The 21,357-nt window shown below is 73.4% G+C and carries 19 protein-coding genes; all 19 read left to right on the forward strand.

From position 1 onward, the window contains the following. Positions 1–221: 221 nt before the first annotated feature. Complete coding sequence (gene dacB, locus ACZDYF_RS00415) at positions 222–1,676, forward strand: D-alanyl-D-alanine carboxypeptidase/D-alanyl-D-alanine endopeptidase (protein WP_475051585.1); 1,455 nt, start codon at positions 222–224, stop codon at positions 1,674–1,676. An 80-nt stretch (positions 1,677–1,756) separates the two neighbouring features. Next, positions 1,757–2,869 carry a zinc-dependent metalloprotease gene (locus tag ACZDYF_RS00420; protein ID WP_475051590.1) on the forward strand — a complete coding sequence of 371 codons (1,113 nt, stop codon included), beginning with the start codon at positions 1,757–1,759 and terminating at the stop codon, positions 2,867–2,869. Between the two features lie 7 nt (positions 2,870–2,876). Next, positions 2,877–4,028, forward strand: coding sequence for a tRNA lysidine(34) synthetase TilS (tilS, locus tag ACZDYF_RS00425; protein ID WP_475051596.1), 1,152 nt, complete (start codon positions 2,877–2,879; stop codon positions 4,026–4,028). A gap of 5 nt (positions 4,029–4,033) precedes the next feature. Continuing rightward, complete coding sequence (hpt, locus tag ACZDYF_RS00430; RefSeq protein ID WP_030144051.1) at positions 4,034–4,588, forward strand: hypoxanthine phosphoribosyltransferase; 555 nt, start codon at positions 4,034–4,036, stop codon at positions 4,586–4,588. 234 nt (positions 4,589–4,822) lie between these two features. Next, positions 4,823–6,877 (forward strand): ATP-dependent zinc metalloprotease FtsH, encoded by a 2,055-nt coding sequence (gene ftsH, locus ACZDYF_RS00435; RefSeq protein WP_191789572.1) that lies wholly within the window; start codon positions 4,823–4,825, stop codon positions 6,875–6,877. Position 6,878: 1 nt separating this feature from the next. Continuing rightward, positions 6,879–7,490, forward strand: coding sequence for a GTP cyclohydrolase I FolE (folE, locus tag ACZDYF_RS00440; RefSeq protein ID WP_425564139.1), 612 nt, complete (start codon positions 6,879–6,881; stop codon positions 7,488–7,490). 79 nt (positions 7,491–7,569) lie between these two features. Next, positions 7,570–8,454: a dihydropteroate synthase gene (gene folP / locus ACZDYF_RS00445; protein ID WP_475053140.1), complete on the forward strand. Its 885-nt coding sequence runs from the start codon at positions 7,570–7,572 to the stop codon at positions 8,452–8,454. Then, positions 8,451–11,063, forward strand: coding sequence for a 2-amino-4-hydroxy-6-hydroxymethyldihydropteridine diphosphokinase (gene folK / locus ACZDYF_RS00450; RefSeq protein ID WP_475051611.1), 2,613 nt, complete (start codon positions 8,451–8,453; stop codon positions 11,061–11,063). The genes folP and folK overlap by 4 nt, the downstream gene beginning before the upstream one ends. Next, entirely contained in the window at positions 11,063–11,572 is a 510-nt protein-coding gene (locus ACZDYF_RS00455; RefSeq protein WP_191789571.1) for a DUF3180 domain-containing protein, read from the forward strand. The genes folK and ACZDYF_RS00455 overlap by 1 nt, the downstream gene beginning before the upstream one ends. A 57-nt stretch (positions 11,573–11,629) precedes the next feature. Next, positions 11,630–12,169 (forward strand): PH domain-containing protein, encoded by a 540-nt coding sequence (locus ACZDYF_RS00460; RefSeq protein WP_475051622.1) that lies wholly within the window; start codon positions 11,630–11,632, stop codon positions 12,167–12,169. Beyond that, entirely contained in the window at positions 12,166–13,809 is a 1,644-nt protein-coding gene (locus ACZDYF_RS00465) for a PH domain-containing protein (RefSeq protein WP_475051628.1), read from the forward strand. Before ACZDYF_RS00460 ends, ACZDYF_RS00465 begins: the two co-directional genes overlap by 4 nt. Next, the gene (locus tag ACZDYF_RS00470) at positions 13,802–14,761 is read left to right on the forward strand and encodes a Rossmann-like and DUF2520 domain-containing protein (protein WP_475051636.1); all 960 of its coding nucleotides are present in this window, start codon (positions 13,802–13,804) and stop codon (positions 14,759–14,761) included. The genes ACZDYF_RS00465 and ACZDYF_RS00470 overlap by 8 nt, the downstream gene beginning before the upstream one ends. Further along, on the forward strand, positions 14,761–15,711 hold the full coding sequence (gene panC, locus ACZDYF_RS00475; protein WP_475051640.1) for a pantoate--beta-alanine ligase: 951 nt from the start codon (positions 14,761–14,763) through the stop codon (positions 15,709–15,711). The genes ACZDYF_RS00470 and panC overlap by 1 nt, the downstream gene beginning before the upstream one ends. A gap of 53 nt (positions 15,712–15,764) precedes the next feature. Continuing rightward, positions 15,765–16,193 (forward strand): aspartate 1-decarboxylase, encoded by a 429-nt coding sequence (gene panD, locus ACZDYF_RS00480; RefSeq protein ID WP_239526437.1) that lies wholly within the window; start codon positions 15,765–15,767, stop codon positions 16,191–16,193. Next, positions 16,190–17,953: an L-aspartate oxidase gene (locus ACZDYF_RS00485; protein ID WP_475051646.1), complete on the forward strand. Its 1,764-nt coding sequence runs from the start codon at positions 16,190–16,192 to the stop codon at positions 17,951–17,953. The genes panD and ACZDYF_RS00485 overlap by 4 nt, the downstream gene beginning before the upstream one ends. A gap of 66 nt (positions 17,954–18,019) precedes the next feature. Then, positions 18,020–18,931, forward strand: coding sequence for a carboxylating nicotinate-nucleotide diphosphorylase (gene nadC, locus ACZDYF_RS00490; RefSeq protein ID WP_475051648.1), 912 nt, complete (start codon positions 18,020–18,022; stop codon positions 18,929–18,931). A 145-nt stretch (positions 18,932–19,076) separates the two neighbouring features. Next, positions 19,077–20,588, forward strand: coding sequence for a lysine--tRNA ligase (lysS, locus tag ACZDYF_RS00495; protein ID WP_191789748.1), 1,512 nt, complete (start codon positions 19,077–19,079; stop codon positions 20,586–20,588). A 126-nt stretch (positions 20,589–20,714) separates the two neighbouring features. Then, positions 20,715–20,894 carry a hypothetical protein gene (locus tag ACZDYF_RS00500; protein ID WP_191789565.1) on the forward strand — a complete coding sequence of 60 codons (180 nt, stop codon included), beginning with the start codon at positions 20,715–20,717 and terminating at the stop codon, positions 20,892–20,894. Between the two features lie 106 nt (positions 20,895–21,000). After that, complete coding sequence (locus ACZDYF_RS00505; protein WP_475051657.1) at positions 21,001–21,336, forward strand: histone-like nucleoid-structuring protein Lsr2; 336 nt, start codon at positions 21,001–21,003, stop codon at positions 21,334–21,336. Positions 21,337–21,357: the final 21 nt, after the last annotated feature.

The raw sequence follows: 21,357 nt of genomic DNA on the forward strand, positions 1-21,357 counted from the left end.
CTCCTCCAGTTGAACCGGCTCACCCGCTCGGTCGCGGTGTGGCGGTCGTGAATCGGCTGTCGTGCGCACGCGACCCCGGCCGTTCCGACCGGTGAACCCGGCCGGGTGGTGTGGACCACGAGGTATCAGGCCAGCATGCGCCCTCTAGTGTGACACGAACGGTCTGGGTCGGCGGTGGCCGGACCCCGGGGACTCCGCGGTTCCTGGGTGATAATGCGCACGTGAGCGGCGCGCTCCTGGGCGCCGACGGCAGGAGGGAAGAGGACGACATGGGTTGGGTGGCACGTACCGGGATCACTGCCGGGATCGTGGTGGTCCTCGCGGGCGGCTACCTGACGGCCGACGCGTACGACGTGGTTCCCGGCGTCCTGACGACCGCACCCGCGGTGGCTCCCGCGGCCCCCTTCCCGACGCCTCCCGGTGCGGTGGACTCCGCCTCACCTGCGCAGACGCTGCCGGTCCTCGACGAGTCGGCGCCGTTGCCCGACGCCACGGCGATCGCCGCCTCGCTCGACGCGCTGGTCCAGGACGCGCGTCTGGGCGGCAGGGTGGGCGGCGTCGTGATGGACCGGATGACGGGCGAGGTGCTCGCGCAGAGCGGGGCGCAGACGCCCATGGTCCCGGCCTCGACCCAGAAGGTCCTCACCGCCGCCGCGGCCCTCGCGTCCCCGGGACCCGAGGTGACGCTCACCACGAAGGTCGTCGAGGTCGACGCCGGCACGATCGCCCTCGTCGGCGGCGGCGACATGATGCTCGCGGCCGAGGAGGGCGACCCGTTGGCCGTCAACGGTCGGGCAGGGATGGCCGACCTGGCGACGCAGGTCGCGGGCGAGCTCAAGCTCACCGGTCGCACGACGGTGCGCCTCGTGGTCGACGACCGCTACTTCTCCGGCCCCACGGTCAGCCCCGCGGTGTTCGCCGGGAACGTGACGGCGGGCTACATCGCCCCCGTGACCTCGGTCGCGGTCGACATCGCCCGCCTGAGCGACGCCGAGTATGCCAAGCGCAGCGCCGACCCGTCGCTCGCGGCTGCCGAGATTCTCGCGACGCGCCTCACGGAGCAGGGCATCACGGTCGAGGGCCCTCCCGCACGGGGCGAGTCCGCCGCGACGGCCAAGGTTCTCGGGTCGGTCGAGTCAGCTCCGCTGAGCGAGGTCGTCGCGTACTTCCTCCAGCACTCGGACAACACCATCACCGAGGTCGTGGGACGTCTGGTCGCGATCGACGCCGGGCTGCCCGCGACGTTCGACGGAGCGAGGCAGGCCGTCACCGCGAGCCTCTCGCGCCTCGGGGTGGACCTGACGGGGGCCGTCCTCGCCGACTGCTCCGGCCTGGGCGACGGGTCGGCGCTGTCGGCGGCCCAGCTGGCCGCCGTCGTCGACCTCCTGGCGGACCCGGCGCAGCCCGGCCTGCGCGCAGGGGCCGTCGGGCTGCCCGTCGCCGGGCTGTCCGGCACGCTCGACGACCGCTTCCTCGCGTCGCCCGGCAGGGGAGTGGTCCGGGCCAAGACGGGGAGCCTGCCGAACGTGACGTCGCTCGCGGGTACGGTCGTCACCGCGCAGGACCGCCAGCTCGTGTTCGTCCTCCTCGCGGACGCCCTGCCCGACGGTGGCGCGTACGGTGCGCGTCTGCTGATGGACGGTTTCGTCGGGGGCCTGGTGGGTTCGGCGGACTGACGCCCCGCCCGCCGACGGCTACGGTGCCGCCCGTCGACGGTGACGGTCGCCCGGCCCCGCGTACCGGCTACGGTGGGGCGATGACGTCTTCCGTGGTCGGCGCGCCGCTCGTCGACTGGACCTCCGCCGCGCAGATCGCCGCCCGCGTCGCACCTCCGGGGCCGACGGCCTCGCGCGACGAGCTCGCTGCGCTCGTGGAGGGGCTGCGCGAGGCGGCGTCTGCAGCGGTGCCGCACGTCCTGCGCGTCACGCGCATGTCGCCGGCCGACCCGGGGCGACCCGGTGACGCGGGGGCGCCGGCGCTCTCGCAGGTGTACGTCGTCGACCGGTCGCGCTGGGCCCGGGCCAACACCGAGGTCATGGCGAGCCTGACCGAAGGCGTCGCGGACTCCCTCACGGGCGCGGGGGACAAGCCGGTGTCGGCGACCACGGCGCTCGTCGGGGCGGCGCAGGTCGGGGCCGTCCTGGCCGCGCTCTCGAGCCGTGTGCTGGGCCAGTTCGACCCCTACAGCGCGCACGGCACGCCGGTCCCCGGACGTCTGCTCCTCGTCGCCCCGAACGTCCTGCAGCTCGAGCGCGACCTCGACCTGGTGCCGGCGGACTTCCGCCTGTGGGTGTGCCTGCACGAGCAGACCCACGCGCTCCAGTTCGCCGCGGCCCCGTGGCTCGCGGAGCATCTGCGGGCTTCGGCCCGCGAGCTCCTCGCGGGCCTATCGGAGTCCTCCCGCCAGCTCGCCGAGGCGCGTCTGCGCGACAAGCTCGCGACCGCGGGCAAGGTGGTCCTGCGGGCCGTGCGCGGGCAGGAGGGCGGGGTCGCCCACGGGCTCCTCACGCCCGACCAGCGGCGCTCGCTCGAGGAGGTGTCGGCCGTCATGGCGCTCCTGGAGGGGCACGCCGACGTCATGATGGACGCGGTCGGGCGTGCGACGGTCCCCACGGTCCGGCGCATCCGGGCGCAGTTCGAGGCGCGCCGCGACGGGCAGGGCAGCAGCACGCTCGACACGGTCCTGCGCAGGTTCCTGGGCATGGACGCCAAGCTCGCCCAGTACCGGGACGGCGCCGTGTTCGTGCGCGGGGTCGAGAAGCAGGTGGGGCGCGACGGGCTCAACGCGGTCTGGTCGAGCCCCGAGCACCTGCCCTCGGCCCACGAGATCGCCGACCCCGGTGCCTGGGTGCGCCGGGTCCACGGCTGACGCGCGCGTGGTAGGTCCGCGTCCCGCGGAGGCGGCGGCACGTCGCGCCGTGCGCAGTGCGGTCCGCGACCTCGCGCCCGGCTCGCTCGTGCTCGTGGCGTGCTCGGGCGGTGCGGACTCGCTCGCGCTCGCGGCTGCGACGGCCTTCGTCGCCTCGCGCGACGGGCTGCGGGCGGGGGCGGTCGTGGTCGACCACGGGCTCCAGGGCGGCAGCTCCGAGGTGGCGGCCGTCGCGGCGGACCGGTGCCGTGCGCTCGGCCTCGACCCGGTCGAGGTCCGGCGGGTCGAGGTCGCGGGCCGGGGTGGTCTCGAGGCGGCGGCGCGCCACGCGCGCTACGCGGTGCTCGACGACGTCGCTCACGTCGCGGGGGCGTCGGCAGTGCTCCTGGGGCACACCCTCGACGACCAGGCCGAGTCGGTGCTGCTGGGGCTCGCCCGTGGTTCGGGGGCACGGTCCCTCGGGGGCATGGCCGCCGTGCGGGGCGTCTATCGTCGACCGTTCCTGGGTCTGCGGCGGAGCGACACCGAGGACGTGTGCACCGCGAACGGACTGACCTGGTGGACCGACCCCACCAACGGGGTGCCCGGTACCGGACCGGGGGTGCCCGGGCAGGGCACGACCGGACAGGGCGCGACCGAACCGGACGTGCGGCTCGGCGCGCCCCTGCCCCTGCGCTCGCAGGTGCGTGCACGGGTGCTTCCCGTCCTCGAGGACGTGCTCGGTCCGGGCGTCGCGGAGGCTCTGGCCCGCACTGCGGACCTGCTCCGCGAGGACGCGGACCTGCTCGACGAGCTCGCGGACCGGCTGCTCGACGAGGCCCGTGTCGCGGAACCGGGCGGCGGCGAGGACCGTCGCACGGGCGGCGCCCCTGTGGTGCTCGACACCCAGGTGCTGTCGTCGGCCCCGGCCGCGCTGCGCCGTCGGGCGCTGCGACGCGCCGCGACCGAGGCCGGGAGTCCCGCCGGATCCCTCTTCGCGAGCCACGTCGCGACTCTCGACGCGATGATCACCGACTGGCGTGGTCAGGGGCCCGCGCACCTGCCGGGCGACCTCCGGGCACTGCGGACCCGTGGGAGACTCTTCCTACGGCCCGCGCGTCCCCCCTCGCCCGAGCGAACCGTGCCCGCCGAGACCCCAGCAGAACCAGCACAGGAGTGAAACCCGTGGACTCATCCGACGTCGGCAACGACCTCGAGAACATCCTCCTCACCGAGGACCAGCTCCGCGGGAGGCTGGTGGAGCTCGCCGAGCAGATCGACCGCGACTACGCGGGCAAGGACCTCCTGCTCGTCGGCGTGCTCAAGGGCGCCGTCATGGTCATGGCGGACCTCGCCCGCCTGCTGCACCACGACGTCGAGATGGACTGGATGGCCGTCTCGTCGTACGGGTCGGGCACCAAGTCGTCGGGCGTCGTGCGCATCCTCAAGGACCTCGACGCCGACCTCACGGGCCGCCACGTGCTCATCGTCGAGGACATCATCGACTCGGGCCTGACGCTGTCGTGGCTGCTGTCGAACCTGCGCAGCCGCGGCCCGGCCTCCGTCGAGGTCGCCGCGATGCTCCGCAAGCCCGACGCCGCGAAGACCGAGGTCGACGTGCGCTACATCGGCTTCGACATCCCCAACGAGTTCGTCGTGGGCTACGGCCTGGACTATGCGGAGAAGTACCGCAACCTGCCGTTCGTGGGCACGCTCGCCCCGCACGTCTACTCGTCCTGACGCGCTTCCCCGTGCCCGCGCACTGACGGGAGGCAGGGCCGCGACCGAGCGTCGCGCGCCCTCCTCCCGTCACCCGCGGGCAGCCCGCGGCCCCGGCCGCCACCCGTTGCGGACGTCGCTCGTCGAAGCAACGCCCTGGGCGAACAGACCAGCCAACTGCCAGGTTGTGCGTGTAACTTCACTGGCGGAACCATTGCGCGAGTGGAGGGATACGGGGAATCGTCCCCGTCGCCGATGAACATCAAGAAGATTCTCAGCGGACCGATCATCTGGATCGTCGTGGGCCTGGCGATCCTCGGGATCGCCTTCATGGCGCTGTCCGGGCCCAGCGTCCACCGTGTCGACACCTCGACGGGGCTCGAGCTCCTCCAGGACGGCAAGGTCGAGCAGGCCCTCATCGTCGACGGCGACCAGCGGGTCCAGCTGACCCTCAAGGAGGACTACGAGGTCGACGGCAAGTCCCAGGGCAAGAGCGTGGAGTTCTTCTACGTCCAGCCCCAGGGCGAGGCCGTCGTGAACGCCGTCACGGAGGCGGACCCCCCGAAGGGCTACAACTCCGAGATCGCGCGTCCCTCGTTCCTCGCGTCGGCGCTCTCGCTCATCCTGCCGTTCCTCATCATCGGCCTCGTCTTCTGGTTCCTGCTGTCCCGCATGCAGGGCGGCGGCTCCAAGGTCATGGGCTTCGGCAAGTCCAAGGCGAAGCTCGCGTCCAAGGACACCCCGCAGGTGACGTTCGCCGACGTCGCCGGGGCGGACGAGGCCGTCGAGGAGCTCCACGAGATCAAGGAGTTCCTCGCCGAGCCCGACAAGTTCCAGGCCGTGGGCGCCAAGATCCCCAAGGGCGTGCTGCTGTACGGACCTCCCGGCACCGGCAAGACGCTCCTGGCCCGCGCCGTCGCGGGCGAGGCGGGCGTGCCCTTCTACACGATCTCCGGCTCGGACTTCGTCGAGATGTTCGTCGGCGTCGGCGCGAGCCGCGTGCGTGACCTGTTCCAGCAGGCCAAGGAGAACTCTCCGGCCATCATCTTCGTCGACGAGATCGACGCGGTGGGCCGTCACCGTGGTGCCGGCATGGGCGGCGGGCACGACGAGCGCGAGCAGACCCTGAACCAGCTCCTCGTCGAGATGGACGGGTTCGACGTCAAGACCAACGTCATCCTCATCGCGGCGACGAACCGTCCCGACATCCTGGACCCCGCGCTCCTGCGTCCGGGCCGCTTCGACCGGCAGATCGCGGTCGAGGCCCCCGACCTCAAGGGCCGCGAGGCGATCCTCGCGGTGCACGCGCAGGGCAAGCCGATCGTCCCCGAGATCGACCTGGCCGCTGTCGCGCGCCGGACCCCCGGCTTCACGGGTGCGGACCTCGCGAACGTCCTGAACGAGGCCGCGCTGCTCACCGCGCGCTCGGGCGCCCAGCTCATCGACGACCGGGCCCTCGACGAGGCCATCGACCGCGTCATCGCCGGGCCGCAGAAGCGGACCCGCGTGATGAACGTCAAGGAGCAGAAGATCACGGCGTACCACGAGGGCGGCCACGCCCTGGTCGCCGCGGCGATGCGCTACACGGACCCCGTCACCAAGGTGACGATCCTGCCGCGCGGACGTGCCCTGGGCTACACCATGGTCATGCCGCTCGAGGACAAGTACTCCACGACGCGCAACGAGCTGCTCGACCAGCTCGCCTACGCCATGGGTGGTCGTGTCGCCGAGGAGCTCGTGTTCCACGACCCGACCACGGGAGCCTCGAACGACATCGAGAAGGCGACCGCGATCGCCAAGAAGATGGTCACCGAGTACGGCATGAGCGAGCGCGTGGGGGCGATCAAGCTCGGCACGGGCTCTGGCGAGCCCTTCATGGGGCGCGACATGGGCCACACGCGCGACTACTCCGAGTCGGTCGCGGGCACCGTGGACCACGAGGTGCGCCGCTTCGTCGAGGCCGCGCACGACGAGGCGTGGGAGGTGCTCGTCCAGTACCGCGACGTGCTCGACCACCTGGTCCTGGAGCTCCTCGAGAAGGAGACCCTGAACCAGGCCGAGCTCGCGCAGATCTTCGCCCCGGTCGTCAAGCGCGACCCCCGCGAGGTCTGGCTCTCGAGCGAGCAGCGCGCCGTCTCGCACCGTCCTCCCGTGCTGACCGACGCAGAGAAGGCCACCATGCCCAAGGACCCGTTGGGCGAGCCCATCGTCGTCCCGCAGGACGAGGCCGCCGCCGCGAGCGACGAGCTCCCGCCCGAGCGCATCGGCGAGGTCCCTGCGGACCGCGTGGTCGACGACGGGCAGGTCTGACGTGACCGCACGGGCCGAGCAGGGCCTGCGCGCCGCTGCCGACGTCCCCGCGTACGACGAGGAGCGGGCGCGCGCCGCGGTGCGTGAGCTCCTCCTCGCCGTGGGGGAGGACCCGGACCGCGAGGGGCTCCAGGAGACCCCCGCCCGCGTCGCCCGCGCGTACCGCGAGATCTTCGCGGGCCTGCGCCAGGAACCGGGCGACGTCCTGACCACCATGTTCGACCTCGGTCACGAGGAGATGGTGCTGGTCAAGGACATCGAGGTCTACTCGACGTGCGAGCACCACCTCGTGCCGTTCCACGGCGTCGCGCACGTGGGGTACATCCCCAACGCCGACGGCCGCATCACGGGCCTGTCCAAGCTCGCCCGGCTGGTCGACGTGTACGCGCGCCGCCCCCAGGTCCAGGAGCGGCTCACGACGCAGATCGCCGACGCCCTGGTCGAGCACCTCGAGCCGCGCGGCGCGATCGTCGTCGTCGAGTGCGAGCACCTGTGCATGTCCATGCGGGGCGTCCGCAAGCCGGGCTCGCGGACGGTGACGTCGGCGGTGCGCGGACAGATGCGCGACGGCGCCACGCGCGCCGAGGCCATGAGCCTGATCCTGGGACGGTAGGCACGCAGCAGTGCGGTACACACAGCACGACGGCGCGCTCCCCGGCCTGCCCTTCGACGGGATCGGCCGGACGCTCGTCATGGGAGTCGTCAACGTCACGCCCGACTCCTTCTCCGACGGTGGCGAGTGGTTCGAGCCGCGCGCGGCGATCGAGCACGGCCTCGAGCTCCTGGCCGAGGGCGCGGACGTCCTCGACGTCGGGGGCGAGTCCACGCGACCGGGGGCCGGACGCGTGCCCGTCGAGGAGGAGCTCGCGCGCGTCCTGCCCGTGATCTCGGCCCTCGCGGACCGCGGTGCCGTGGTGAGCGTCGACACGACGCGGGCCACGGTCGCCGAGCAGGCGGTCGCGGCGGGGGCGCAGATCATCAACGACGTCTCGGGGGGCCTCGCGGACCCGGAGATGGCCGCGGTAGCCGCCCGGACCGGGGCGGTCTTCGTCGCCATGCACTGGCGCGGTCACGCGGACGTCATGGACGACCTCGAGGTGTACGACGACGTCGTGGCCGACGTGCGGGACGAGCTGGCCGCGCGCGTCGAGGCCCTGCGTGCCGCAGGCGTGCGCGACGACCGGATCGTCCTGGACCCCGGGCTGGGCTTCTCCAAGGCGGGCTCCACGAACTGGCCCCTCCTGACGCACCTGGGCACGCTGCGCGGGCTCGGTTTCCCGGTGCTCGTGGGGGCGTCGCGCAAGCGCTTCCTCGGGCACCTGCTCGCCGGTCAGGACGGCACGCCCGCCCCGCCGCTCGAGCGTGACGCGGCGACCGCCGCGATCACGGCTCTCGCCGCGGCGGAGGGAGCCTGGTGCGTGCGCGTGCACGCCGTCCGAGCCTCGGCCGACGCGGTACGGGTCGCCGCCGCATGGACTCGGGCCGGTCGGACGGGGGAGGATGCCAGCGTGGGGCAGACGGGGCAGAGCACGGACGACCACGGAACGAACGACAGCGACGACAGGAGTACGACGTGAGCACAGCGTTCGCAGGGGCGGTGCAGGGGACCGACGGGCGCCCGTTCGACCAGATCCGGCTCACGGGGCTCAGTGCGACGGGCCACCACGGGGTGTTCGAGCACGAACGGCGCGAGGGTCAGCTCTTCCGCGCGGACGTGGTGCTGCACCTCGACACGCGTCCGGCCGCGGCCGGTGACGACCTCGCGGACACCGTGAGCTACGCGGTCGTCGCGGAGGACGTCGTCGCGGTGCTCGCGGGCTCGCCCGCCGACCTCATCGAGACGGTCGCCGAGCGCGTCGCGGCGGTCGCGCTGCGCCACCCGGCCGTCGTCGCAGTCGACGTCGCGGTCCACAAGCCGCAGGCGCCCATCACCGTGCCCTTCGACGACGTCCAGGTCGTCGTCCGTCGCGACCGCGTCAAGGTGCCCGTCGTGACCGACGAGGCCCCGCGCGTCGTGCCCATCCCGGTCGGGTCGATCACCCCGGCCGTGCTCGGGAACGTCGCGGTCACGGAGCCGGCCGCCCCGCAGGACCAGCACGTCGTCATGCCGCCGTCGATCCCGCCGGTGGCTCCCGCACCCGCGCCGGACCGATCGCCCGACCAGGGCGTCTTCGCGGACACGGCCGAGGACCTCGGTCCGACCGCCGCCGACGCTCCGCACGCGGGCGGGGTGTCCGACCAGGAATTCGTCGACGCCCTCGACTCGTTCTACAGCGCCCCCCAGGACGCCCTGAGCGCCCCTGCCGAGACCTTCGAGCCCGCCGCCGAGCACGAGCCGGTTCCTCAGCCCGACCGGTCGGCCACCGAGGTCGGCGCCGAACCGACGCCCGTCGCGGCCGAGCCCTTCCGCGAGGCGGCTGCGGCGCCGTCGGAGGTCCCGGACCCCGCCGAGGCCCCCGCAGCCCAGCCCGCCGTGCCGGACGGGTCGACCGACCCGGCCGTGCTCGCGGTGCGCGAGGTCCCCGTGGCACCCGAGACCACTGCGGCTGACGGACCGGACGTGTCCGGCGGGCACGTCCTGCCCGACGACGTCGCCCCCGTGGCGTACCAGGTCGCCGCCGAGCCCTCGCCCGTCGAGCCCTCGCCCGCCGAGCACGTCCCCGCCGACGAGGCGGTGCTGCCGGTCGCCGCGCAGACCCCGGCCGAGAGCCCTGCGGTGCCCGGGCCCGTGGTCGAGGCCCCCTCGACGGCCCCCTTCGCTGCCGAGGCCTCGAGCGTCGAGACGGGGCCCGTGGCACCGGCACTCCCCGAGCACGAGCCGGTCGCCGCCCCCGTCCCGTTGCCCGTCCGTCCCGCTCCCGAGGACGCCGAGGCTCCGGTCGAGCAGACTGCCGCCGAGGCGCCGGTCGTGCCTGAGGCGGTGCCGGTGCCGGCCGTCGCGACCGATCGGCTCGACGAAGCCCCTGCGGGCTTCGTCCCCGTCGTGCTCGCGCTCGGCGCCAACCTGGGCGACGCCCAGCAGACGTTGCGTGACGCCGTGACGGACCTCGACCGGATCTCCGGGCTCGAGATCACCGACGTCTCGCCGCTCGCGCGGACCGCGGCGGTCGGTGGCCCCGAGCAGCCGGACTACCTCAACGCGATCCTGCTGGCCCGGACCACGCTCGCGCCGCGTGCGCTCCTGCGCGCCGTCCAGGCCGTGGAGAACGCCCACGGGCGGGTCCGTGCCGAGCGCAACGGCCCGCGCACCCTCGACGTGGACCTGGTCGTCTTCGGCACGGTCACCGAGTTCACCGAGGACCTCGAGCTGCCTCATCCGCGGGCGCACGAGCGTGCCTTCGTCCTGGAGCCGTGGGCGCAGATCGCGCCGGACGCCGTGCTGCCCGGCCTGGGTGGCGGTCCCGTCGCCGCCCTGGCGGCGACGGCGCCCGACCGTGGCGGCATCCGCTGGCTCGCGCTCGACTGGCTGACCGACGCCGAGCCCGAGGCGGCTCCGGCCGCGGCCCCCGTCGACGAGGCTCCCGCGACCGCCGGGCCCGCTCGACAGGTCCAGGCGGAGCCTGAGCCGGTGCCCCCGTCGGTCGAGGTGGCGGCTCCCGAGCCGACCACGGCGCCCACGACCCCGGCACGCCCCGGGGGAGAGCTCACCGCGACCCCGCAGGAGCAGCTCGACCCGGTCGGACACGCACCCGTCACGGCCGCGCCGCCGTTCGTCCAGGACCAGCCGACCGCGCCCTCCGCCCCCGGCCAGCCGTCGGCCCAGACGCCAGCCCAGACACCTTCCCAGGCTGTGGGGGCGCAGGCCGCACCGGCTCAGCAGGGCTCGCCCGAGCGCGCCGTGGAGCAGCCCGGACCCTTCGTCCCGGCGTTCCACCCCGTGCACCCGCAGGACGGGCAGGAACCTCCGCACGCCCAGGTCCCGCCGTTGTGGGCGGACGTCTCGCAGGCCGCGTCGGCGACCGAGCAGCGGGCCCAGGTGCCACCGACGCCGGCCGGCCACGCGCAGGTCGCGCCCGAGGAACCGGTGATCCCGCAGTTCCACCCCGTGCACCAGGCGCCCGCGAACCCGTTCGAGCCGCAGCAGACCGCGCCGGCCGTCGAGCAGCAGGGCGGGCCGTCGGCCCAGCCCCCCATCACGGGGGTGCCCATGTCGTTCCCGGCCGACCTGCGCGGCCCGTCGAGCTGATGCAGCGCACCAGGGTCACGACCCTCCTGCTCGTCACGGTCACCACGACCCTGGTGGGGTGGCTCGTCGTCGTCGGCCTGGAGCGTCGGGGTACGTACCTGCCGCACGTGCCGTGGATCGTGGACGCGGCCCTGGTCGCGCTCGCCGGAGCCGTCTTCTGGGCAGGCTGGGCCGTGCGGTCCTACCTCAAGGGTCGGCGCCCCTCGCTGGATCCCCTGCGGGCGGCGCGCACGCTCGTGCTCGCCAAGGCGGCGGCCCTCACCGGGTCGCTGCTCGCGGGCTGGTACCTCGCGCAGGTCGTCGCGGTGCTGGGCGACCTCGCGATCGAGGCCCGGCGCGACCGTGCGATCGCGGCGGGGGTCGCGGCGCTGTGCGCCGTGGTGCTCGCCGTGGTCGGGCTCGTGGTGGAGAAGTTCTGCCAGGTCCCGCCCGAGGACACCGATCCCGCGAACGGCGGACGGTCGCGCGCCGGCGGCGAGGCCGATCCCGAGGCCGGAGCCACGGCCTGACGCAGGTCGGTCTTCCGGCGGACGCGCAAGGCCGTGCCCTGATGGGAAGATGGGGACATGACGGACCACGCCTTCGACCTGGCCCCCGCACCGGACCAGGTCCCCACGGACCCCAGCGGCCCCTTCGACCCTCCGGGCGTGCAGTGGCAGGGCGTCTCGAGTCGGCTGATCACCGCGCGGCTGCTCACGGTGGGCATCTTCCTGCTCGTGCCGTTCGTGCTCGGGGCGGTGTTCGCGCTCGTGTTCAGCCTGGTCTGGTTGTGGATCGTCCCTGCCGTCGTGCTCGTGATCGGGATCTGGTGCGTCGTGGTGGTGCCGCGCCAGGTCCGGGCCATCGGCTACGCCGAGCGCGACGACGACCTGCTGATCCGCAAGGGCGTGATGTTCCGTTCGCTCGTCGTCGTGCCGTACGGCCGCATGCAGTACGTGGACGTGCAGGCGGGCCCGCTCGCCCGCAAGTTCCGCATCGCCCAGGTCCAGCTCCACACGGCGTCGCCCGCGACGGACGCGTCGATCGACGGCCTGGAGCCCGCCGAGGCCGAGCGCCTGCGCGACCGTCTCGCGTCGCGCGGAGAGGCACGGTTGGCCGGGCTATGAGCGAGAGCACCACGCAGCCCGACGCTCCACCGACAGACCTCATCTGGCACCGCGTCCACCCCGTGACCCCTGTGGTCCGGGGCTGGTCCGTCATCGCGGTCCTTCTCGTGATCGTCGGCAACCAGACCCTCGACGGCCTGCCCGCGGGGCAGAACATGCTGGCCGGGAACGGCTGGTGGCAGATCCTGGGCGGGATCGTCGTCGTCGGTCTCATCGGCCTCGGCTACTCCGCGCTCGCCTGGCGCATGACGACGTACGCGATCGACGACGAGTCGGTCCGCCTCCACACGGGGGTCCTGTTCCGTCAGCAGCGCAAGGCGCGGCTCGACCGGCTCCAGGCCGTGGACATCGTCCAGCCGCTCGTCGCCCGCCTGTTCGGGCTGGCCGAGCTCAAGCTCGAGGTCGCGGGCGGCTCGGACTCGGGCATCAAGCTGGGCTTCCTCAAGCTCGACGACGCCAACCACCTGCGTGCCGAGCTCCTGGCACGCGCGGCGGGCCTGCGCGTGGGCGGTGCCCCTGCTCGCGCGGCCGTCGCGGGTGCCGGACCTGTCGGTGCACCGGCGGGCCCGGGCGAGGCCCCTGCCGGCGAGGTGCCGGGAGACGGGGGCGCCGTCGTCGGGCACGTCGCCCTGGACGCGCCCGAGGCACCCGAGCAGCCCGTCATGGAGGTCCCCCCGGGCCGCCTCGTCTGGTCGTTGATCCGCACGGCCGCGACGATCGTCCTGGTCCTCGCGGTGCTCGGCCTCGTCGGCGTCGCGGTCGGCACCCGCGAGATCGGCACGCTGTTCACGGCCCTGCCGCTGGTCCTGGGCGTCGGCGGCTACCTGTTCGGCCGGTTCACGCGCGAGTTCAACTTCCGCAGCGCGATCTCGCCCGACGGCATCCGGCTGCGCCACGGCCTGCTCGAGACGCGTTCGCAGACCATCCCACCGGGCCGCGTCCAGGCCATCCGGCTCACGCAGGGGCTCCTGTGGCGCAGCGCGGACTGGTGGCGCGTCGAGGTCAACGTCGCGGGCTACGGCCTGAGCGCGGACGGCACGACCAACAACAGCGTCCTGCTGCCCGTGGGGACGCGCGACGAGGCCCTGGGCGCGGTGTGGCTCGTGCTGCCGGACCTCGGCACGGACGACCCTCGCGCGCTGCTCGACGAGGCGCTGTCCGGGATCGACGCGGGGAACCACTTCACGACGGCACCGCGACGCGCCCGCATCCTCGACCCGATCGCGTGGCGCCGCAACGGCTTCACGGTCACGGGTCGTGCGCTGGTCCTGCGGCGCGGACGCCTCGTGCGCCGTGTCGAGATCGTGCCGCACGAGCGCACGCAGTCGCTCGGCGTCCAGCAGGGCCCGTGGCAGCGGCGCCTGGGCGTCGCGACGTTCGCCGCGCACTCGGTCCCCGGCCCCGTCACGCCGACCGTGCCGCACCTCGACCAGCACGTCGCGGGCGCGCTCATGGACGAGCAGGCGCGCCGGGCCCGCGAGGCCCGCGCGCACGCCGGGCCCGAGCTGTGGATGCGGCGGGACGAGGTGGCGGCCGTCGTCGAGACGATCGAGGACGACGACGCGCAGATCGCGCCGTACGTGGAGACCTCGTCCGCCGGGACGGCTGCCGACCAGAGGATCGAGGACGCACGTGAGTGACGGACGCCGGCGCCCGGGGCGCCTGGGCGTGGGCGTGGTCGGCGCGGGCCGCGTCGGCGCCGTCCTCGGCAGCGCGCTGCGCGCCACGGGCCACGCGGTCGTCGGCGCGAGCGGTATCTCCGAGGCGTCGCGCGAGCGGATCGAGACGCTCCTGCCCGGCATCCCCGTGCTCGAGGTCGAGGAGGTCGTGCGGCGTTCGGAGCTGGTCCTGCTCGCCGTGCCCGACGACGCCCTCCCGGGCCTGGTCTCGGGTCTCGCCGAGATCGGGGCGTGGCAGGGCGGGCAGATCGTCGTGCACACCTCGGGCCGCTACGGCGCGGGCGTGCTCGACCCGGCGCGCGCCCAGGGGGCGATCCCGCTCGCGATCCACCCCGCCATGACGTTCTCCGGCACGTCGCTCGACCTGTCACGCCTCGTGGGCACGACCTTCGCGGTCACCGCGCCGGGGCCCGTCCAGCCCATCGGGCAGGCGCTCGTCGTCGAGCTCGGGGGCGAACCGGTCATCGTCGAGGAAGAGGCCCGCGGGCTCTACCACGCGGCCCTCGCGCACGGCGCGAACCACCTCGTGGTGCTCGTCGCCCAGGCGGCGCAGGCCCTCGAGGCAGCGGGCGTCGAGCAGCCGGGGCGCGTGCTGGCCCCGCTGCTCTCGGTGGCGCTGGACGGGGCGACCCGGTCCGCCGACGCCGGGGACGGCGGCGGTCCCGGAGCGATCTCGGCCCTGACGGGCCCCGTGTCGCGCGGGGACGTCGGGACCGTCGCGGAGCACCTCGAGGTGCTGCAGGCCCTGGCCGTGACCTCGGCGCACGAGACCGCCCCGCGCGTCGCCGCGACCGACGTCCCCGCGTCGTACCGCGAGCTCAGCCGCGGAGCCACCAGCCGTGCCCTGGCCGCCGGGCGCATCGACGCCCGCCAGGCCCAGGAGCTGCTCGACGTCCTCGAGGAAGGTCAGTGATGTCCGTGCCCACGCCCCCCACCGGTGCGCTCCCGCGCGTCGTGCGCACACGCGACGCGCTGCGCGCGTCCCTGGCCGCCCCCGCCGCGGCGACCCGCGCCGTCGTCATGACCATGGGCGCGCTCCACGACGGCCACCTGCAGCTCGTGCGTGCGGCGCGCGAGCGCGTCGGCCCCACGGGGCAGGTCGTCGTGACCGTGTTCGTGAACCCCCTGCAGTTCGGGCCGGGCGAGGACCTCGACCGGTACCCGCGCGACCTCGACGCCGACCTGGCACTCCTCGCAGGGCTCCCCGAGCCCGTGCCGGGGCGGTCGGCCGTGGACCTCGTGTTCGCCCCGTCGGTCGAGGAGATGTACCCCGGCGGCGAGCCGATCGTGCGCGTCACGTCCGGACGCATCGGCACCGTGCTCGAAGGTGCGTTCCGGCCCGGCCACTTCGACGGCGTCCTGACCGTCGTGCTCAAGCTCTTGCACCTCACCAGGCCCGACGTCGCGTTCTACGGCGAGAAGGACGCGCAGCAGCTCCTCGCGATCCGCCGCATGGTCGCCGACCTGAACGTCGACGTCGAGGTCGTCGGCGTCCCGATCGTGCGCGACGACGACGGTCTCGCGCTGTCCTCGCGCAACGCCTACCTCTCCGAGACCGAGCGGTCCGACGCGCTGACGCTGAGCCGCGCGCTGCGCGCCGGGGCGGCCGCCGCCGCGGCCGGACAGGGGGCCGCAGCGGCCATCGAGGTGGCCTCGGGAATGCTCAACGAGCACCCCGGCGTTGTGGTCGATTACCTCGCACTGGTCGACCCGACTACCGTGGACGACCTGGAACCGGAGTACGTGGGACCGGCGCTGCTGCTCGTGGCGGCACGCGTGGGCACCACCCGACTGATCGACAACCTGGCCGTGGACGTGGCAGACCCCGCCGCGAGCACGGCCCGCCCAGGAGGCACGCAGTGACCCAGACGGGACCGCAGGCCGGCACGCGCCGCCCCGCTTCCTTGCAACGACCCATGATGATCGGGAAGATCCACCGCGCCACCGTGACGCAGGCGGACCTCCACTACGTCGGGTCTGTGACCGTGGACGTGGACCTCCTCGAGGCCGCCGACATCATCTCCGGCCAGCAGGTCGACATCGTCGACGTCACCAACGGCTCACGCCTGACGACCTACGCGATCCCCGGCGAGCGCGGCTCGGGCAAAGTCTGCATCAACGGTGCCGCCGCGCACCTCGTGCACCCCGGCGACACCGTGATCCTCATCGCCTACGGCATGATCGCCGACCACGAGGCGCGCCACTTCCTGCCGAACGTCGTGTTCGTCGACGGGGACAACCGCATCGTCGAGGTCAGCGAGGAGCCCGGACTCGTCCCCGAAGGCTACGACCTCGAGCCGAGCGGCCTGCCCATCGCACCGTTCCAGTCCGCCACGGCCGAATGACCCAGGCCGCGGGGACGCACGTCTCCACCGACGGGGCGCCCGCCGCGGCCCCCGGCACCGCTCCTGTCGAGGCAGGCAGCGGCTCGCGCGCGCCCCGCCGCCTGGCCCGACGCCTCGCCGCCCCGGCCCCCGGCTGGACGACCACGGTCGACGCGATCGTCGTCGGCTCCGGCATCGCCGGCCTGACAGCCGCGCTCGAGCTGCGCACCCAGGTGCCGCGCGTCCTGCTCGTGACCAAGGGCGAGCTGTCGTCCGGGTCCACGGTCTGGGCGCAGGGCGGCATCGCCGCGGCGCTCGACCCCTCCGACTCCCCGGCCGCGCACCTCGAGGACACGCTCGCCGCAGGCGGGGGGCTGTGCGACCCGGCCGCGGTCGAGGTCCTCGTGACCGAGGGACCGGAGCGGGTGCGAGAGCTCGTCTCGCGCGGCGCGAACTTCGACCTGGCCCCCGGCGGCGACATCGCCCTGACGCGCGAGGGCGGGCACCACGCCGACCGCATCGCGCACGCGGGCGGCGACGCCACGGGCGCCGAGATCTCCCGGGCGCTCGTCGCCCAGCTCGAGGCCGTCCTCGCCGACCCCGGTATCGAGGTCATCGAGAACGCGCTCGTGCTCGACGTGCTCACCACGTCCCCCGACGAGCCCGGCGGTCCGCGGGCCTGCGGCGTGACGCTGCACGTGCGCGGCCAAGGGTCGCGAGACGGCGTCGGAGCCGTCCTCGGTCGGGCGGTCGTCCTCGCGACGGGCGGGATCGGGCAGGTCTTCCGGTCCTCGACCAACCCGCCCCAGGCCACGGGCGACGGCATGGCCGCCGCGCTGCGTGCCGGGGCGACGCTCGGGGACGTCGAGTTCGTCCAGTTCCACCCCACCGTGCTGTGGCTCGGCCTGGGTGCCAAGGGGCAGCTCCCGCTCATCTCCGAGGCGCTGCGCGGTGAGGGCGCGATCCTCCTCGACACCGACGGTCACCGCTTCATGCCCGCGGTCCACCCCATGGCCGAGCTCGCACCGCGCGACGTCGTCGCGCACGCGATCGTGCGGCAGATGGCCGCGACCGGCTCGGACCACGTGCTGCTCGACGCCCGCCACCTCGGCGCCGAGTTCCTGCGCAAGCGCTTCCCGACCATCACCCACCGGCTGCTCGACCAGGGGATCGACCTCACCGAGGAGCCGGTCCCCGTCGCGCCCGCCCAGCACTACCACTCGGGTGGCGTCGTGACCGACCTGCACGGCCGCTCGACGCTCGACGGCCTGTACGCCGTGGGGGAGGTCGCGTGCACGGGCGTGCACGGGGCGAACCGGCTCGCGTCGAACTCGCTCCTGGAGGGGCTGGTCTTCGCGTACCGGGCCGCGCAGGAGATCACGGCTCGGGTTGCTGCGGGCGAGCTCCCGCTCGGGACACCCGTCGAGCGCGACGGCGAGGCGGCCCTCGTGCCGGCTGCCGCACGGTCCCGGGTGCAGTCGGTCTCGTCGGCCGGACCGGGCGTGATCCGCAGCGGCGAAGGCCTGCGGGTCGCTGCCGACAAGCTCGCGGCGGTACGCACCGACGCGCACCGGTCCACGGACGTGGTCGCGGCCCCGCAGACCGCGGAGTGGGAGACGACCAACGTGCACCAGGTCGCCACGGTGCTCACCGAGGCCGCGCTCCTGCGCGAGGAGAGCCGCGGTGGCCACTTCCGCACGGACTTCCCCGAGGTCGAGCCCGCGTGGGCGCGGCGGATCGAGATCACGCTGGGGGCCGACGGCGAGCTGCGGGTCGTCTGAGGCGCTCGCCCCCGTCACCGTCGGCCGCCAGCACGGTCACCCTCGGCGGGCGGTAGCGTGAGCGCCGTGAACTCTCCCTCTCTCATCGAGACCGGTCTCGACCCTCGGTGGGTCGCCGACATCGTCACGCGCGCCCTCGACGAGGACCTCGGCCCCACGCCCGGTCGGGACGTGACCACCCAGGCCACCGTGGCGCCGTCGGGCACGGGGACGGCCCACCTCGTGGCACGCGCCGACGGCGTCGTGGCGGGTCTCGTCGTCGTCGAGGAGGTGACCCGGCAGGTGGCCGAGCGCTTCGGGCTGCCGCCCGTGACCGTGACGTTCACCGCGCAGGACGGTGACGCCGTGACCCGCGGGCGCGTCCTCGCGGCCCTCACGGGCCCCGTCCAGGTGCTCCTGACGGCCGAGCGCACCCTTCTCAACCTCGCGAGCCGTGCGAGCGGCGTCGCGACCGCGACGAGGGCCTGGGCACGCGAGCTCGACGGCACGGGCGCGCAGGTCCTCGACACCCGCAAGACCACCCCGGGCCTGCGCGCCCTGGAGAAGTACGCGGTCCGTGCGGGCGGCGGCACGAACAAGCGCATGGGGCTGTACGACGTGGCCATGGTCAAGGACAACCACGTCGTCGCCGCCGGGTCGGTGAGCGGCGCGATCGACGCCGTGCGCGCGATGTTCCCCGACGTCCTGATCCAGGTCGAGGCCGACACGACCGACCAGGCCCTGGAAGCCCTCGACGCGGGCGCGGACTTCCTCCTGCTCGACAACATGCCGACCCCGGTGCTGGCCGAGACGGTCCGGCTCGTGCGCGAGCGGGAGGGTGCCCCGGGCGGCCCGGCGAAGATCGAGCTCGAGGCGACGGGCAACCTGACCCTCGACCGTGCGCGCGAGGTCGCAGGGACCGGGGTGGACTACCTGTCGGTGGGGGCGCTCACGCACTCGGCGCCGATCCTCGACCTCGCGCTCGACCTGATCGGCTGAGGCGCCGGGCCGGGGGCCCGCAGCCCGGTCCGGGCCGGCCCGGGACATGGCCGGAACCTGCTCTGCCCGGCCCCGGTAGAATCGTCGCGTGACTTCCCCCGATCCTGCTGCTGCCGCCGTGCCCGCCGCCGATGCCGCTCCCGTCGTGAACCCCGCCCCGGTCGAGGTCGACGAGACGGACGACCTTCCCGAGCAGCTCCGGGTCCGGCGCGAGAAGCGCGAGCGGCTGCTGGCGCAGGGTGAGGAGGCGTACCCGGTCTCGGTGCCTCGCACGCACACGATCGCCCAGGTCCGTGAGGCCTACGACCACCTGGAGAGCGGCCAGGAGACGGACGACGTCGTGGGCGTGGCGGGCCGTGTCGTGTACCTGCGCAACACGGGCAAGCTCTGCTTCGTGACGTTGCAGGACGGCGAGGGCAACCGCCTCCAGGTCATGCTGAGCCAGGCCGTGGTGGGTGAGGAGTCGCTCGCGGCGTTCAAGGCGGACGTGGACCTGGGGGACCACCTGTTCGCGCACGGCCGGGTCATCAGCTCGCGTCGTGGTGAGCTGAGCATCTTCGCGGACGAGTGGAAGATCGCGGCGAAGTCGCTGCGCCCGCTGCCCGTGCTGCACAAGGAGCTCTCGGAGGAGAGCCGCGTCCGTCAGCGCTACGTCGACCTGATCGCCCGCCCTGCGGCGCGCGACATGGTGCGGCTGCGCGCGGCCGTGGTGCGGTCGCTGCGCGAGAACTTCCACGAGCGTGGCTACCTCGAGGTCGAGACCCCGATGCTCCAGACCATTCATGGTGGTGCGGCGGCGCGTCCGTTCACGACGCACATGAATGCGTTCGACATGGAGCTGTACCTGCGGATCGCACCCGAGCTGTTCCTCAAGCGCGCGGTGGTCGGTGGCGTGGAGCGGGTGTTCGAGATCAACCGGAACTTCCGCAACGAGGGCGCCGACTCGACGCACTCGCCGGAATTCGCGATGCTCGAGGCGTACGAGGCCTACGGTGATTACAACACCATGGCCGAGCTGACCCAGAACCTCGTCCAGCGTGCCGCCCAGGATGCGCTGGGAACCACGACGATCGAGCTTCCCGACGGAGAGCAGTACGAGCTCGGCGGCGAATGGGCGCAGCTCAAGATGTACGACTCCTTGTCGGCGGCGCTGGGTGAGGAGATCACCCCGGAAACGTCTGTGGAACACCTGTCCAAGATCGCGGACCGCCTCGATATTTCCTACGACACGAAGCGTGCGGGGCACGGCAAGCTCGTCGAGGAGATCTGGGAGCACCAGGTGGGTGACCACCTGTATGCGCCGACATTCGTCCGCGACTTCCCGGTCGAGACCTCGCCGTTGACGCGTGACCACCGCACGGTCAAGGGGCAGGTCGAGAAGTGGGACCTCTACGTCCGAGGATTCGAGCTCGCGACTGCCTATTCCGAGCTCGTCGACCCCGTGATCCAGCGTCAGCGTTTCGAGGCCCAGGCGATCCTGGCGGCCGCGGGCGACGACGAGGCCATGCGTCTCGACGAGGACTTCCTCACAGCCATGGAGTATGCGATGCCTCCCTCCGGGGGCATGGGGATGGGCCTCGACCGCCTGCTCATGGCGCTGACGGGCCACGGGATCCGCGAGACCATCCTCTTCCCGCTGGTCAAGCCCGCGCAGTGATTCCCGCAGCGCCTCGGGGACGGGCAGCCGTCCGGGGTGCGGCGACGCGGACCGTCAAGGTCGCGTGCGGGGTGCCACCGACCGGTCGGCACCCCGCGCGCGTCCGGCGGTCGTAGACTTGCCCGCATGAGCGATTTCTGGCCGGCCGTCTATGCCTTGATCCCCTCGATCGGGGTCGGCATCCTCTTCTATTTCGCGATGCGCGCCATCATCCGTGCTGACCGCAACGAACGCCTCGCCATGGCCGAGCTCGACGCCCAGGCGGAGCAGGCGCAGGTGCGTGCACGTGCCTCGGAGAATTCTTAGGTTCCTTACGAGTCGCCGCGACACGCGCTTTGACTTTGACGTCATTCCCTCGTAATGGCACACTTCGAGATACCAGCATCAATTCTCGAAGACGCGAGGTAGCACAGTGGCACAGAAGGTCCAGGTAATTCTCGTCGACGACGTCGACGGTGGAGTGGCGGACGAGTCCGTGACGTTCGCCCTCGACGGCGTCTCCTACGAGATCGACCTCAGCTCGGCTCACGCCCAGGAATTGCGTGACGCCTTTGCGTCATGGGTCGGTCACGCACGCAAGGTCACGCGCGGCGGCACTCGCCCCGCAGCACGCAAGACGCGTTCTTCCGCAGCGGGTCCGTCGCGGGCGACGGAGATCCGCGAATGGGCTCGTTCGAACGGTTACACGGTCAGCGAGCGCGGCCGTATCTCTGCCGACGTCCAGCAGGCCTACGACGCGGCGCACTGATTTCTTTTCGCTGCTTCTCGC

It is taken from the genome of Oerskovia sp. PE-21s (genome assembly GCF_056158145.1).